Annotated in this window: 8 protein-coding genes and 1 riboswitch; of the genes, 2 read left to right on the top strand and 6 right to left on the bottom strand. The window is 69.1% G+C overall.

The window, feature by feature from the left end:
* Positions 1-5: 5 nt before the first annotated feature.
* Entirely contained in the window at positions 6-1520 is a 1515-nt protein-coding gene (locus FHR56_RS17730; RefSeq protein WP_160947008.1) for a CoA-acylating methylmalonate-semialdehyde dehydrogenase, read from the bottom strand.
* Between the two features lie 137 nt (positions 1521-1657).
* A riboswitch (cobalamin riboswitch) is annotated at positions 1658-1858 on the bottom strand.
* Positions 1859-2328: 470 nt separating this feature from the next.
* Between FHR56_RS17730 and FHR56_RS17735 the strand changes: the two genes are divergently transcribed.
* Positions 2329-2904 (top strand): manganese efflux pump MntP family protein, encoded by a 576-nt coding sequence (locus FHR56_RS17735; protein ID WP_160946911.1) that lies wholly within the window; start codon positions 2329-2331, stop codon positions 2902-2904.
* A 93-nt stretch (positions 2905-2997) separates the two neighbouring features.
* Here FHR56_RS17735 and FHR56_RS17740 read toward each other — a convergent pair whose 3' ends face one another.
* The 5 genes from FHR56_RS17740 to FHR56_RS17760 form a co-directional block, all read right to left on the bottom strand.
* A complete protein-coding gene (locus tag FHR56_RS17740; RefSeq protein ID WP_237473139.1) occupies positions 2998-3147 on the bottom strand; it encodes a hypothetical protein in 150 nt (49 codons plus the stop codon).
* Between the two features lie 86 nt (positions 3148-3233).
* Positions 3234-3713 carry a hypothetical protein gene (locus FHR56_RS17745; protein WP_160946910.1) on the bottom strand — a complete coding sequence of 160 codons (480 nt, stop codon included), beginning with the start codon at positions 3711-3713 and terminating at the stop codon, positions 3234-3236.
* Between the two features lie 134 nt (positions 3714-3847).
* Positions 3848-6559, bottom strand: coding sequence for a TonB-dependent receptor (locus tag FHR56_RS17750; RefSeq protein ID WP_160946909.1), 2712 nt, complete (start codon positions 6557-6559; stop codon positions 3848-3850).
* A 324-nt stretch (positions 6560-6883) separates the two neighbouring features.
* Positions 6884-8716 (bottom strand): sulfotransferase, encoded by a 1833-nt coding sequence (locus FHR56_RS17755; RefSeq protein WP_260400320.1) that lies wholly within the window; start codon positions 8714-8716, stop codon positions 6884-6886.
* 146 nt (positions 8717-8862) lie between these two features.
* Positions 8863-12294 carry a PAS domain-containing hybrid sensor histidine kinase/response regulator gene (locus FHR56_RS17760; RefSeq protein ID WP_160946907.1) on the bottom strand — a complete coding sequence of 1144 codons (3432 nt, stop codon included), beginning with the start codon at positions 12292-12294 and terminating at the stop codon, positions 8863-8865.
* A gap of 897 nt (positions 12295-13191) precedes the next feature.
* Between FHR56_RS17760 and FHR56_RS17765 the strand changes: the two genes are divergently transcribed.
* Complete coding sequence (locus tag FHR56_RS17765) at positions 13192-15618, top strand: AAA family ATPase (protein ID WP_160946906.1); 2427 nt, start codon at positions 13192-13194, stop codon at positions 15616-15618.
* Positions 15619-15707 lie beyond the last annotated feature (89 nt).

Consider the following 15707-nt stretch of genomic DNA (forward strand, 5'->3'; position numbering starts at 1 on the left):
GGCGGTCATGACAGGCGGATCGTGGTGTTGACGCCCTGGCCGGCGCCGGCGTCGTCGAACCAGCGCGCGGTGACGGTCTTGGTCTGCGTGTAGAACTGCACCGCCTGCTTGCCGTAGGGACCGAGGTCGCCGAGCTTGGAGGCGCGCGACCCGGTGAAGGAGAACAGCGGCACTGGCACCGGAATCGGCACGTTGATGCCGACCTGGCCGACGTCGATCTCCTCCTGGAATTTGCGTGCGGCGGCGCCGGATTGGGTGAACAGCGCCGTGCCGTTGCCGTGCGGATTGGCGTTGACCAGGGCGATCGCGTCCTCCAGCGTCGCCGCCTCCAGGATCACCAGCACCGGGCCGAAGATCTCTTCGTCGTAGATGCGCATGCCCGGCGCGACCCCGGAGAAGATCGTCGGGCCGACGAAGTTGCCGTGCGCGAAACCGGGCACCGTCGGGTTGCGCCCGTCCAGTTCCAGCGTCGCGCCCTCGGCGATGCCGGCGGCGATCAGCGCTTCGATGCGCTCGCGCGCGCTGCGCGAGATCACCGGGCCCAGGTCGGTGCCGGGTTCGCTGCCGGCGTTGACCTTCAGCGTCTGCGCCCTGGCCACCAGGTCAGGAATCCACTGCCGCGCCTCGCCGACCAGCACCACCGTCGAGGCGGCCATGCAGCGCTGGCCAGCGGCGCCGAAGGCCGCGCCCACCAGCGCGTCGAGGGTCTGCGCGCGCGGCGCATCCGGCAACACCACCGCGTGGTTCTTGGCGCCCATCATGCATTGCACGCGTTTGCCGGCCAGCGCCGCTCGCTGGTACACGTGGGTGCCGACCTTGGTCGAACCGACGAACGACAGCGCCTTGATGTCGGCGTGATCGCACAGCGCGTCGACCACCTCGGCGCCGCCATGCACGACGTTCAGCACGCCCTTGGGCACGCCCGCCTGCAAGGCCAGTTCGACCAGCCGCATGGTCACCAGCGGATCCTGCTCGGACGGCTTGAGCACGAAGGTGTTGCCGATGGCGATGGCCATCGGGAACATCCACAGCGGAATCATCGCCGGGAAGTTGAACGGGGTGATGCCGGCGCACACGCCCAGCGGCTGCAGCAGCGTGTAGGTATCCACGCCGTTGGCGACGTTGTTGGCCAGCTCGCCGAGCTGCAGATTGCCGATCGCCGCGGCCTGTTCCACCACTTCCAGGCCGCGGAAGACATCGCCTTCCGCATCGGCCAGGGTCTTGCCCTGCTCGCGGGTGAGGATCGCCGCCAGCTCGCCCATATGCGCACGGATCAGCTGCTGGTAGGTGAGGAAGATCCGCGCGCGGGCGCCGATCGGCGTCTTGCGCCAGCTGGCGAACGCGCGTTGCGCGGCGGCCACGGCGGCGTCCACTTCCGCGGCGGTGGCGAACGGCACGCGTGCGAGCACGTCCTGGGTCGCCGGATCGACCACCTCGCGCCATTGGCTGCTGCTGGATTCGACGAACGCGCCGTCGATCAAGAGCTTGACGGTCGCCACCTCGGCGCGGGTCCGGGTCATCTGGTTCACGGGTCCTGTCTCCTCATCGCATCACCACCGGGCGGGCGGCGATGGACAGGACAAGCGAACGCGCGGCGCAGGGCCCCGACGTCGTTCGACTCGCCAGGTTGCCCACCGCAACACCCGAGAAAGAACGTCGCAGGACGTCCGCGCCAGGCCGGTCTCCGGGCTTGCGAGCAATGCGCGATCGCATTACCCCGACACCTTCCCGCTTGCGCAGTGGTCTGTTGTCGGGTGTTCTCGCCTACCGTTGCGGGGGCAGCGCCGGCATCGGACCGGCTTCCCGTTTCACCCGGCGCATCTTGCGACGACCAGGCACCTGAAGCGTGACCAGTGTAGTCGCGCCGCGGCGACGGCAACACGCTGCAGCGCAGCGCGCGGTGTGGGCGCCGGCACGCAGCGCGCGAATGCCGACAGCGCACAAGCGACGTTCGCCCACAGCGACGGACGTGCACGACAAGCGTGCACAGGACCGCAGCGACAACATCGATCGCCGCCGCACGATCGCGCCGCAGCGTCCCGCACGGATGCCCGCCAGCACGTGCCGCTATAGCCGATGCTAAGAAGAGAAGCTGCAGGTTCGCGTGCGTTCCAGGGATGTTCGCTGCAGTTGGCGACTGTTAGACTGCGCGTCCCCTTGGGGAGTAGCCTGCTGTCCGCCCGGTGCGGACGGCGCCCGTATCAACAGACTCGGCCGATGCGCCGTGGTACGGGCAGCCAGTTCGGTTGGCGAGACCAGCGGCGAGTGCGCAAGGCGATGGCCGGGCGCGCGCGCTCGTCGTTGTCGCCTGTCCCGGTACGGTTCCCCATGTCGTTTCTTTCGATTCTGCTGCTCGGCATCGCCATGTCGACCGACGCCTTCGCCGCGGCGGTCGGCAAGGGCGCGGCGATGCAGCGGCCGCGCTGGGCCGATGCGCTGCGCGCCGGCCTGATCTTCGGCTGCATCGAGGCGCTGACCCCGGCGCTGGGCTGGGCGCTGGGCCAGGCCGCGGCCAAGTACGTGGTCGCCTTCGACCACTGGATCGCCTTCGGCCTGCTCGGCGCGCTGGGCGTGCACATGATCGTCGCCGGCCTCAAGCCGGAGACCGACGGGCCCGAGGACGCCGCGCCCAAGCGCCACGGCTTCTGGAACCTGGCCGCCACCGGCTTTGCCACCAGCATCGACGCGATGGCGGTCGGCGTCGGCCTGGCCTTCCTCGACGTGAACATCGTCGAGGTCGCGGCGATCATCGGCCTGTGCACGCTGACCATGGTCACCCTGGGCATCATGCTCGGCCGCGCGCTCGGCACGCTCGCCGGCAAGCGCGCCGAGATCGTCGGCGGCGCGCTGCTGATCGCGATCGGCAGCACCATCCTGTTCGAGCATCTGTATGGTGCAGGTTGATCGACGTGGCGCGCGTTCGGCCGGGAGTGGGGATTCGGGATTGGGGATGTGCGGCGACGGTGCGTGCCGATCATGCCGTGACGGCGCCTTGGGTCAGGCCGGCTTGGCGGTGAATTCCAGGTAGGTGGACAGGATGTACTTGTTGCCGCTGCGCGGCGGCAGGCCCTGCATGCAGGAACATCGAGCGTGGGCGCGGAAGATCAGCAGACGCCCGGCTCGATACCAGGCGCCAACTGTGGCCATACCCAATTGGTGAGGCCAAGCCGCGTCTTCAGAGATGACATTGCCCCGCGCCACCCAGGCAGTTGGGTGGCGCGACGCGATACGGGTCAATTCTGCGGGAAGAATCCATAAATCGTTGTTACTCCGCCAGAGTCGGAGAAGCTTTCGACAAAGCTGGCAACATCGCCTTTCATTGAAGCTTCCGCTTGCGCGCGTGCAGGAACGGCTCTGACATCCGAATCCCGCTCGACACCTCCATCGATCAAGTCATTGAAGGAAGTGACCGGAAGATTTTTGATCGTGTAGTAGTGATCGACAAGGAGGTAGCCGCCAGGTGTCTGCGTGTACTTCTCGATCTGGACTTGATTGCCTACCTTGACCGGCCCCCAACCGTTACTGCTTGCTGCGGATGCGTAGGCGCTCAGCGCGATCTTCACGTAGCCCAGCACGGCGTCCGTATTTTTCGCCACTGCGCAGTCGGCGCATTGAATGAATATCTCATCGACCCTGTCGGTGACGACGGTGGCACTTGCCCCGAAGGACGAGGCCGACAGCACTGCACCCAGCAGACCATATGCAAATTTCATGAGCTAAATCCTTGCCGTTGAAATTGAAGAAATTTTCGGGGAAATCCTCACAGGTACCAAGCTGACAAAAACACCACATTTGGCATCGGCGCCCCATGAAGGAGCGCCGACACCATTGCCTCTGCAACAACCGGTTAGAACTTGTACGTGGCCCGCATCCAGTAGTAGCGGCCGAGCGTGTCGTAGGTGCTCACGTCGGTGTTCGCGTTCAACACGTTGTTCTGGTACATCATCGGCGGCTGCTTGTTGGTCAGGTTGTCCACGCCCAGATCCAGGCGCAGGTTGGCCCCGGCCATGTCGTAGCCCACCTGCAGGTTGTGGTACATGTAGCTGCCGTAGTCCAGCACCACGCCCTTGAACTGGGCGTCGGCGGACATGTTCTGGCTCAGGTCACCGCTGCCGACCTGCATCTTGCCGATCCAGCGCGTGGTCCAGCTCGCGTCCCAGTTGCCCAGCTTCCAGCCGACCAGGGCATGCGCGCGCCAGTGCGCGTAATTGCCGTAGGACGAGTTGTAGCGGCCGGCCATGTGCACCACCGTGTCCCCGGTGTCGATGTCGTAGCGGTGCAGGTAGGTGCTGTCCACGGTCACGGTGAACTTGCCGTAGTCGGTGTCCGGCAGCGCGTAACTGGCGCCGAGGTCGATGCCCTGGGTATTGAGCTTGCCGATGTTCACCACCGGCGTCTGGATATGGTCGATGTTGCCGGCGCTGACGGTGCCGGCGGCGTAACGATGGATGTAGCTGCAGTACGGGCTGTTGTCGTCGTTGTAGCAGAGGTCGGCCACGGTCTGCGCGGAGATCGGCTGGATCAGGTCGTCGAGCTTGACCTTCCACCAGTCGAGGTTGACCGACAGGCCCGGCACGTACTCGGGGCTGTAGACCAGGCCGTAGTCGAACGAGGTGCCCTTCTCCGGCTTGAGCTGGTAGCCGACATAGGTGGCGCCGGACTTGATCGCATTGGTCTGCGACAGGCCCGTGCCGCTGAAGCCGGCCGGCACGCCTGCGCAGGCGTTGGCATGGCCGCTGCCACTGTAGCCGACGCACGGGTCGATGAAGTTCGGCGCGTCGGCGGTCGGGCCCTGGTAGATGTCGGTGATGGTCGGCGCGCGGAACACCTGCGCCGCGGTGCCGCGCACCATCAGGTCGTGGATCGGCCGCCACTCCATCTGGAACGAGGCGCTGTTGTTGCCCGACCGCACGCTGCTGTAGTCGGAATAGCGGTCGCTGAGGGTCAGGTTGAGCGCGCCGATCGGCGAGGACTGCTCCAGCACCGGCACGAACAGCTGGGCGTACGCCTCCTTGACGTTGAAGCTGCCGCTCAGTGGCGAAGAACAGGCTTCGGAGGAGACCGCGCAGGTGTTGTCGCTGTTGATCAGCGCGTTGGCCGACACCGTGGAATTCAGGCTCTCCTTGCGATACAGCGCGCCCACCGCCAGCTGTGCGGCACCGGCCGGCATGTCCCACAGGCTGCCGTTGGCGCTGGCTTCCCATTGCCGCATGATGGTGGTCGTCTCCTGGCGCGGAATCGACTCGTTACTCTGCAGCCAGGCGACCGTGGTCGGGCTGGTCTGGTCCAGGATGTTGACCTGCCCCGCATTGATCGCGTTCTGCAGCGCCGCGTAATCGACGTAGCCGTGGCTCCAGTTGCGCTGGCGGTAGTGGCCGTAGTTGAAGTTGGCATCCCATACCCAGCTGCTGTCGCCGATGCCGCCCTTCAGGCCGATCACGTCCTGATCGGTGGCGGTGTCGTAGAAGCCCTCGCGCTGGCCGAGCGAGGTGAAGCGGGTCTGATACTCGTAGCCGTTGGGGCCGAACTCCACGCCGAACGGGTTGTACGGGTTGTTGGCGGCGATGGTGATGCCGTCGTTCTGCGCGTCGAGCGGCAGCGGCGCGATCGCAAAGTTCGACATGGTGTGGTTGTGATAGGCGTTGACATACGCCTGCATCGAGTCGGTGATGTTGAAGCTGCCGAGCACGAAGCCGCCGACCCGCTGCTGCGGGGTCAGCAGCAGGTTCTGCGCCTCGTAGTTGTAGGAATCGGTGGAAGAGCTGTAGCACTTGTAGCCGCCGCTGCCATTGCCGGTCAGCGCGCCATCGGGCTTGCAGCCATTGGCCGCCAGGGTCGCCGCCGGCAGCTTGTAGTAGCCACTCGGCGTACGTGCGGAACCGCCCTTGTAGACGCTGCCGCTGGACAGGTACATCGCGTACTTGGAGAACGCGCGGTTGGCGGTGGAGACGTCCTTCTGCTTGTTGTAGTCCAGGCCGACCACCACGTTGCCGCGGTCCCAGGTCTTGCCGAAGGTGAAGCTGCCACCCTGGCGCGCGCCGTCGCCGCGACTGGTCTGGCCGTAGTTGGCCGAGACTTCGCCGCCTTCGAAATTCTTGCGCAGGATGAAGTTGACCACGCCGCCGATCGCGTCGGAGCCGTACATCGCCGAGGCGCCGACCTTCAGCACTTCGACGTGGTCGATCATGTTGGCCGGGATCGAGTTGACATCGTTGTTCTGGATGCGGTGGCCGTCGATCAGGATCAGCGTGCGCTCGTCGCCGAGGCCGCGCAGCGAGATGGTCGAGGCGCCATCGCCACCGCCGTTGTTGACCTGCGGATTGGTCGCGGCGCCGGCGATGCCGGGCAGCGCCTGCAGCAGATCGCCCAGGGTCTGCTTGCCGCTCTGCTGGATCTGCTGGCGATCGACCACGGCGACCGGGCTGGCGGTCTCCACGTCCACGCGGCGCACCAGCGAACCGGTGACGGTCAGCTTGTCCAGGGTCACCGGCGCATCGCCGGACGCGGACGCCGCCGGTGCGGCGCTCTGCGCATAGAGCGTGGCGGGAAGCGTCGCCATGGCCAGGCAAACGGCGTGAGCGAGTCTGTTCTTTGCTACGGACATCGGGAAGACCTCGTGTGATGTGCGACAAGCGCCGGCACTGTGCGCCGCGCGCGAACCGTCCCGTACGCACCGAAGCGCGGCGGGCGAATGGATGCCTCGGGCCGGCGGCCCATTACGGAACCGTCAGGCACTTGTTAGTTTTTTATAAGAAGGGTGTTGTTTCGGTGTGCCGGCGTGCGCCAGCGGCTGACAAAAACGCCGCTACACCCGGGTGCAACGCGCACTGCGTTTTTGCCGTTCAACCGGCAGACGGGAACGGTTCAGACAAGCGCACGGGACTCAACTGCCGGCGTAGTCCCAGCGATCCAGGAACGGTTGCAGCACCGGCAGCACCGGCGCGAAGGTGTCCCGGTAGGCATGCCAGCGGTCCAGGGCCTTGCGGTTGATGCCTTCCACCACCTGCGCATAGCTCGGCGTGCTGATGAAGCCCTTGCCTTGCGCATGCCGCTGGAACTCCAGCAGTTGCTCCGGTTGCCGCAGTTGCAGGAACTGCCCCAGGCGCGTCACCTGCGCCTGCGGGTCGGCGACCAGATCCTCGTAGCGCAACTCCAGCGTGCGCGGCTGCAGCAGGGCGGCGTGATACAGCCAGAACTCCATCGCGTCGGCATAGCCGCGGGCCAGCCGTGGCAGGCTGGCGCACAGCAGGGCGAAGGCCGGCGAGCGGAACGCCTGCATGTAGCAGCTCAGCAGCACGTCGCAGGGATGGCGCAGCGCCAGGATCACCGGCGCCTCCGGGAACAGGCGCCGGATCAGCGGCAGACGCAGCAGGTTCAGCGGGTTCTTGTCGACCAGGCGCTGGCCCGGCTGCAGTTGCACCACCCCGCGCACCGCCTGCCAGTACTCGGCGCGCAGCGCGTCGCAGGCGGCATCTTCGAGCTCGCCCAGGCCGTCCGGCCAGGCCACGCCGCGCGCCTCCAGGCGATCGGCCAGCCCCTGCAGGAACGGCCGTTCGTCCATCGCCACCAGCTGCGGGTGGGCGTCGAGCATCTGCTCCAGCAAGGTGGTGCCCGAGCGCGGGAAGCCGACCACGAAGATTGGCGAATCCAGCATGGCCGGCGCCGTCACCGGCCGCGCCGCGGCATGGCGCGCCGGATCCCAGCGATGCCGTGCGACCGGCAAGGGCGGCGCATCCGCCGCCGCCAGTTCCGGCACCAGTGCGGCCAAGCCCTCGACCTGGCCGGCATGGCCCTGCGCGCAGGCGTCCAGCGCTTGGTCATACAGGCCCAGGCGATCGCAGACCCGCGCCAGGGCGAAGAACAGGTTGCTCTGCTTGCGCCGGTCCACCGCGCTGCCGGTGACCAGCAGCCCGCGCAGCAGCGCATGCGCCTGCGGCCAGTGGCCATCGCGCATGGCCAGCACCGCCAGCGCATTGCTGGCGTCCTGACGCACGTCGGGGTCGTCGATCCGCTCCGGCGGCGGCAGCTGCGCGGCGGCCTCACGCGCCTGAGGCAAGCGGTTGGCGCGTTCGAGCACCAGCACCAACCGCGACCAGGCCCGGGCCGGCTGCGCCATCGGCCCCTCGGCGCAGGCGCGCAATAGCCCGCAGGCCGCGTCGGTCTCGCCGCCCTGCGACAACAGCCAGGCCAGTTCCACGGTGGTGTCCGGGTCCAGCGGCGGCCACTGCCGCCAGTCGGCGATGAGCGCCTGCACGCGCTGGAAATCGCCGCATTCGTGGCAGGCCATGGCCGCGTGCACGCACAGCGGCGGCGCCTGCGGCGCCAGCGCATGCGCATCGAGCAGGTGTTCGCGTGCCGCGGCGTAGTCGCCGGCGTCCATCGCCAGCAGGCCCAGGTTGTGGTGCGGCAACGGATCGTCCGGCGCCAGCGCGCGGGCGCGCAGATAGGCCTCGCCTGCCGGGCCGGGTTCGCCGGCTTCGCGCAACGCCGTGCCGAGGTTGTTCCAGTGCGCGACCTCGTGCGGTTCGCGCTCGGCCAGCCCGCGGTACACGGCGGCGGCCGGTGCCGGCTGGCCCTGCATCTGCAGGCTCATCGCCAGGAGGCTGCTGGCCAGCACATCGTCCGGGTGCTGCCGCAGGTAGGCGCGGGCACCGTGTTCGAGCGTCTTTGCCTGGCCGGCCTCCAGCGCCGCCAGCAGGTCCGGGAGCGACGGCATCGTGGTGGTGTCCGGGGAGGTCATGCGCGGGCGGGTCGTGAGTGATCCACCACCTTAGCCGCCCGCTCGCGCCGTGCGCCACGCCGGCCGCGCCGGCGGCCGCCACACAGCGCATACATTACCGTTACAAAGACGCGCGACGGCTCCTAGATCGGATCGTGGTAGGCGGTGAGGAAGGCGCGCAACGAGGCCGGCTTGACCGGTTTGGTCAGCAGCCGGTAGCCGCGCTCGCGCGCCTGCAGCTTCAGTTCGTCGCGGCCGTCAGCGGTGAGCAACGCGCCGGCCACCGGCCCCGGCATCGCCTCGCGCAGCGCATCCAGGGTCTCCAGGCCGTCCAGCCGGTCGTGCAGGTGGTAATCGACCAGCATCACGTGCGGCGCGCGCGCGGCCTGCGCCAGCGCCTCGTCCACGGTGCTGGCACAGATCACCTCCACCTGCCAGCGGCCGAGCAGCGCGCGCATGCCGTCGAGGATTTCCTGGTCGTTGTCCACGCACAGCACGCGCAGCCCGGCCAGCGAATCGGCCGCGGACGCCGCGCGCGCCGGGCGTTGCTGCGCCTGCGGCGGCGGTGCCGCCCGCGGCACGGTGATGGAGAACATGCTGCCGTGGCCGACGCGGCTGCGCGCATCCAGGTCGTGGCCGAGCAGGCGCGAGATGCGCTGGCAGATCGACAGGCCCAGGCCCAGCCCCTGCTCGCCCCAGTCGAATGGCTGCTGGTAGCGCTGGAATTCGTCGAAGATCTGCTGCATGTGGTGTGGCGGGATGCCCGGGCCGGTATCCCAGACCTGCAGTTCCAGCGCCGCGCCGCGGCGGCGCATGCCCAGCACGATGCGGCCCTGGCGGGTGTAGCGCAGCGCGTTGGCGAGGAAGTTCTGCAGCACCCGCCGCAGCAGCCGGCGGTCGCTGCGCACCCACAGCGGCCGCGCGTACACGTGCAGGCGCAGGCCGCGGCCGGCGGCGATCGGGCTGTACTGCGCGGCCAGTTCGCGCAACAGCAGGCCGGCATCGACGTCCTCGATGGTCGGGCGCAGGCCGCCGGCATCCAGCCGCGACACGTCGAGCAGGCCGTCGAGCAGCTCCTCGGCCGCACGCAGCGACGCGTCCACGCGCTCGGCCAGATGCCGCTGCTCCTCGTTCTGGTGCGCATCGCGCAAGGCCGAGGCGAACAGCCGCGCGGCGTTGAGCGGCTGCAGCACATCGTGGCTGATCGCGGCCAGGAAGCGGGTCTTGGACTGCTGCGCCAGCTCGGCCTCGCGCGAGCGCTCGGCCACGCGCTGTTCCAGGGTCTCGTTGGCCTCGAGCAGCGCCTGCTCGGCGCGCTTGTAGTCGGTGATGTCGTTGTAGCTGGTGACGTAGCCCCCGCCGGGCAGCGGCTGGCCGCGCATCTCGATCACCTTGCCGTCGCTGCGGGTGCGTTCGAACACGTGCGGGGTGCCGGCGCGCATGTGCGCGATGCGGCGGGCGATCTGGTCCTCCACCTGGCCGCCGCCCAGTTCGCCGCGCTCGGCGTTGTAGCGGATCAGGTCGGCGACCGGGCGGCCGACGTAGAGCATGCCGTCGGGATAGCCGAACATCTGCTGGTAGCGGCGGTTCCACGCGGTCAGGCGCATCGCAGGATCGACCACGCTGACCCCGGCGCTGATGTTCTCCAGCGTGGTGGACAGGATCTCGCGGTTGAAGCGCAGCTCCTGCCCGGCCTCGTCGAGCACCGCCACCACCTCGCCCAGGTCCATGCCCGAGCCGCGCAGCAGGCTGGTCAGCACCAGGCGCGCGGAGGCCGCGCCGATCGAGGCGGCGAGCAGGCGCTCGGTGAACTGCACCCAGACGCGGTCGGCCACGGCGGTGGGCTGCGGCTCGCGGCCGAGCAGTTGCGCCTGTTCGGCGAAGGCGCGGCGGGCATGACGCTCGCCGACCATGCGTTCGGCCAGCGCCTGCAGGTCGACCACGCGCACCTGCCCGAGCCAGTCGCCGGCCACCGCCGGGCGCTGCGAATACGGCTCCAGGAACGGCGCCGCACGCAGGCGCTCGTCCAGGCCCGGGCGCCAGCGCGCCGACACCAGCATCATCGTGCCGACATTGACCAGCAGCGACCAGAACGTGCCGTGCGCCAGCGGATCCCAGCCGCTCATCCCGAACAGCTGCTGCGGGCGCAGCCAGGAAATGCCGAACGGCCCGTCCAGCAGCCAGGCCGGCGCCAGCCAGCCGGCCTGGGTCAGCGCCGGCAGCAGCAGCGTGTAGATCCAGGTGGCGAAGCCCAGCACCATGCCGGTCTCCACGCCCTTGCGGCTGGCGCCGCGCCAATACAGCCCGCCGATCACCCCCGGCGCGAACTGCGCCACCGCGGCGAAGGCCATCAGCCCGTACGAGGCCAGCGTGGTGTCGTTGCTGCTGCTGCGGTAGTAGCCATAGGCGATCAGCGCCAGCAGCAGGATCGCCAGGCGGCGGATCCACAGCACCTTCGAGGCCACGTCGGCGCCGGCGGCCTGGTGCCCGCGGCGGCGCAGCAGCACCGGCATCACCAGGTCGTTGCTGATCATCGTCGCCAGCGCGATGCTGGAGACGATGACCATGCCGGTGGCCGCGGAGAAGCCGCCGACGTAGGCGACCAGCGCCAGCGCGGTGCGGCTTTCGGCCAGCGGCAGCGCCAGCACGATGCTGTCGTCGGCCACGTCGCCGCCACCGAACAGCGCGATGCCGGCCGCGGCGATCGGCACCACCATCGCCGAGATCAGCACCAGGTACAGGCCGAACAGCCAGCGCGCCTTGCGGATGTCGCCAATGTCGCTGCACTCCACCACCGCCACGTGGAACTGCCGCGGCAGGCACACCAGCGCCAGGAAGCTGAGCAGGGTCTGCGAGATGAAGCCCACCGGCGGCGTGTTCTGGAACAGCGTGCGCGTCGACGCCAGCACTTGGCCGCCATCGCGCGCGGACAGCCAGACATAGGCGAACACGCCCACCGCCACCATCGCCAGCAGCTTGACCACCGACTCCAGCGCGATCGCCAGCATCATGCCGTGATGGTGCTCGGTGGCATCGACCTGGCGGGTGCCGAACAAGGTGGCGAACAGCGCCATCCCCAAGGCCACGTACAACGCCGGATCTGCATAGAACGGCGCGCCGGCGCTGGACTGGCCGCTGAGCACCTGCAGGCTCATCGCCACCGCCTTGTACTGCAGCGCCAGGTATGGCACCACGCCGACCAGGGCGATCACCGCCACCAGCGCGGCCAGGCGCCGCGAGCGGCCGTAGCGCGAGGAGATGAAGTCGGCGATGGACACGGTGTTCTCGCTGCGCGCGATCAGCGCCAGGCGCTCGACGATGCGCCAGCCGAACAGCAGCATCAGCAACGGGCCCAGGTAGATCGGCAGATAGCCAGCGCCGTTGCGCACCGCGCTGCCGACCGCGCCGTAGAAGGTCCACGACGAGCAGTACACGGCCAGCGCCAGGCTGTACACCGCCGGCCGCAGCCACGGCCGCTCCGGGTACAGCGGACGGCGGTCGCCCCACCACGCCACCGCGAACAGCAGCGCCGCATAGCCGACCGATACCAGCAGCAGAATCCAACTGGAAACCAAAGGCGAGTCCCCCCGATGATGGGTGCAGTCTAGAGGGTGGGATGCGTTTCGGCGTAGTCGGGAGTTCGGCTCGCTGCGTCTCGCTTGGACTGCGCGTGCACCGGGCTGGTGTTGCTATTGCTTTATGGCCCCCCGGGCGCGGCAGCCACGGCGAGGTGTGCTTGATCAGCCTTCGGCTGTGGTGGAGCGCTTCTTTGGTTACGTTTCTTTGCACAAGCTAAGAAGCGCTTCTGAGTAGCCGAAGGCTGATCAAAGTAGCTCGCCATCAGGCGAAAGCCTTTTCTGTTGCTTTCAAGCTTCCAAACGCAACAGCCGCAGCAACGACAACAGCAAAAGCAAAGCTTTCGCCTTGCGGCGAGTTACTTTTCTTTGCTCGCGCAAAGAAAAGTAACCAAAAGAAAGCGCGCCCTGCCTACGCGCCCTCCGCGCTGCGCGCTCCGGGTCCGCGTCCATCACGGGGATCCGCGGAAGGGGCATCCTGCCCCTGCCGCGGACGGCGTACATCCATGTACGCCGCCCTTCGGGTTTTTCCCCGCGCTGGCCGCCGCTTCGGAAGGGAACCCCGATAAGGCAAAGGCAACAACCAAAGCAACAGCACAGCACAGGCGCAGGCACAGGCACAGGCACAGGCACAGGCACAGGCGAAGCCATCATGGAGCTACAGCAATGCGTAGGAGCGGCTTCAGCCGCGACGAACGAGGCCCGATGGTCTCGAGACCCACCTCGGGCCTCGCGCCCTATTCTTGTCCGAGATCTCCTTCTCCCATGGCAGCAGCCGCTTCACGCGCCGGCCTGCCACGTCCAGCACGGGCAATATCCACCTGCAGCCAGCCACGGCAGTCCGCCCGGCGCCCGGGCTAAGATGCGCGCGGTGACCACCTGCGCCCGCCCCCGCTGATGTCCGGCATCCCGGCCGCCGTGCCGACGCCCCCGCCGTCGCTGCAACAGCAGACGCAGCGCCTGCACACGCAATTGCAGCAGGCGCAGACGCGCCAGGCGCAGGCCGAGGCGGAGGTGGAGCGGCATCTGCCGGCGGTGGAGCAGGCGGTGGCCGCGATCCGGCGCCGCTTCATGGCGCACGCCAGGACCGCGGCGCGGGCGGCGGTGCGGCGCGAACGCCGCCGCGCCTGGGGGCCGGCCCTGATGCTGCGGCCATTGCTGCCGGACTGGCGCTGGCGTGCGGCATTGATCGCTTTCCTGGTGCTCGTGCTGCCCTGGACCAGTGCGCACTGGCTGGGCGAGACGCGCGGCTTCCTGGACTGGTGGCGGCAGGTCGGCCTGCACGGCGATGGCGGCCTGCTGCTGCAGAGCCTGCTGCCCTCGTTGTTGGCGTACGGCCTGCTGGCCGCCGCCGGCGCGCAGTTGCTGGCCTGGCACCACAGCCATGCCGAGCGGCGCGCGCTGCAGGCGTTCGCACGCACGCCGCTGGCGCTGGCGCAGGTGGCCGACACCGGGCAGCGCGATGCGGGGCCGACGTATGCGGTGACCCGCGCGCCGTGGCCGCAGCGCGCCCTGCACGGCCGTTGGACGGTGCCGGCCACGCACGGCGCTCTGTCCGGTGCGCGCCTGCTCGCATTGCACGACGGCGCCGCGGAACCGCGTCTGCTCGCCCTGATCGTGCTGCCCGGCGGCGATCACGCGGCGGCCTGCATCGTCCTCGATCCCGCCGTGACCGAGGCCGCGCCGCAGGCGCTGCACGCGGTGGCGCTGGCGCTCGCGCAGGACGCGGTGGAGGACGCGGCCCCGATCGCCGCGCTGCACGAGCATGTGCAGGCCTGGGATGCCGCGCGCGGCCAGCAACGTGCGCTGCAGCAGCGGCTGCAGAGCCTGGACGCGGTGCAGCGGCACTGGGCCGACATCGCCCTGCCCGACGCCACGCTCGACCAGATCCTGAAACTGATGGACCTGTTCGTGTCCGGACGCCAGCCGGCGCCGAAAGGCATGCTCCTGCACGGGCCGCCGGGCACCGGCAAGACCCTGATCGCGCGCAAGCTGGCGCGCCATGCCGGCTGCCACGTCGAGGCGCTGGGCGTGGCCGACCTGAAGGCTGCGCACGTCGGCCATACCGGCCCCAAGGTGCAGGCGATCTGGCAGCGCTGCCGCGAGCACGCACCGGCAATCCTGTTCATCGACGAATGCGAAAGCGTGTTCGCACGCCGCGGCAGCGCCGACAGCGACAGCTTCAGCGCCGAACTGGTGCAGACCTTTCTCGCCGAATGGGACGGCTTCCATGCCGCGCACGGGCAGGTGCTGGTGATCGGCGCGACCAACCGCCCGGCGCTGCTGGACGACGCGATCCTGTCGCGCTTCACCGCCAGCATCGCCATCGGCCTGCCCGACGCCGCGGCGCGCGCCCGCATCCTCGGCGCCGAACTGCGACGGGCCGGTTTCGCGCTGGAGCCGGACACGCAGGTGATCGCCGACAGCAGCGGCCTCTCCGGCCGCGACCTGCACACGCTGGTCGCGCGGGTGGCCGCCGAGTGCGTGGACGGCACGCTGGACAATGCCACCCTGCTGACCCAACTGCGTGCGCTGCGCGGCAAAGGCTCCACCGCCGTCGCCACGCTCGGCTGGGACGACATCGTGCTGCCGGCGGCCACGGTCGCGGAGTTCGTCGGCCTCGGCAAGGAACTGCGCAATGCCGAGACCCTGGCTACGCTGGGCGTGCCGGTGCCGCGCGGCATCCTGATGGTCGGCCCGCCAGGCACCGGCAAGACCCAGGTCGCGCGGATCCTGGCCAGCCAGTCGGGACTGGCCTTCATCGCCCTGAGCAGCGCCGACCTCAAGGCCGGCTATCTGGGCCAGTCCGGCCAGCGCGTGCAGGCCGCGTTCGAGCGCGCGCGGGCGCAGGCGCCGTGCATCGTGTTCGTCGACGAGCTCGACATCGTCGCGCCGGCGCGCGGTGCCGATGGCGACGACGCCTACACCCGCGAGATCGTCGGCCAGCTGCTGCAGGAACTGGACGGCGTCGCCAGCCACGCCGGCCAGGTGTTCCTGCTGGCCGCCAGCAACCATGCCGCCGCGATCGACCCGGCGCTGCTGTCGCGGCTGGACCGGCAGATCGTCATCGCCCTGCCCGACCGCGATGCGCGTGTCGCCATCGTCGCGCGCCTGCTGCGCGGCAAACCGCTGGATCTCGACGCCGACGCCGCGGCGGCCTGGGTTGCCGATCGCAGCGAAGGCCAGTCCGGTCGCGACCTGCAGACCTGGATCAGCCGGGCCATGCGCCGCGCCGTCCGCCGCGCCCTGCAGGACAGCGACGACGCCTCCGGCACGCGGCTGCAGTGGGACGACCTGGTCGAGACGGCGAACGCGACGACGTAGACACCTCGCGGGAAGATGGAAGCGCGGGGTGCGGAACCAGGAGTGCCGACTGGCGTCCCTGTGGGAGGGGCTTCAGCCCAACGCCATGG

This window comes from Xanthomonas sp. F10 (assembly GCF_014206815.1).
Lineage (GTDB): Bacteria > Pseudomonadota > Gammaproteobacteria > Xanthomonadales > Xanthomonadaceae > Xanthomonas_A > Xanthomonas_A indica.

What these genes read in the sequence shown, in the direction of transcription:
- FHR56_RS17730 (WP_160947008.1), bottom strand. Translation starts at nt 1,520, where the DNA reads ATGACCCGGACCCGCGCCGAGGTGGCGACCGTCAAGCTCTTGATCGAC.
- FHR56_RS17755 (WP_260400320.1), bottom strand. Translation starts at nt 8,716, where the DNA reads ATGCCGTCGCTCCCGGACCTGCTGGCGGCGCTGGAGGCCGGCCAGGCA.
- FHR56_RS17735 (WP_160946911.1), top strand. Translation starts at nt 2,329, where the DNA reads ATGTCGTTTCTTTCGATTCTGCTGCTCGGCATCGCCATGTCGACCGAC.
- FHR56_RS17740 (WP_237473139.1), bottom strand. Translation starts at nt 3,147, where the DNA reads ATGGCCACAGTTGGCGCCTGGTATCGAGCCGGGCGTCTGCTGATCTTC.
- FHR56_RS17765 (WP_160946906.1), top strand. Translation starts at nt 13,192, where the DNA reads ATGTCCGGCATCCCGGCCGCCGTGCCGACGCCCCCGCCGTCGCTGCAA.
- FHR56_RS17745 (WP_160946910.1), bottom strand. Translation starts at nt 3,713, where the DNA reads ATGAAATTTGCATATGGTCTGCTGGGTGCAGTGCTGTCGGCCTCGTCC.
- FHR56_RS17750 (WP_160946909.1), bottom strand. Translation starts at nt 6,559, where the DNA reads ATGGCGACGCTTCCCGCCACGCTCTATGCGCAGAGCGCCGCACCGGCG.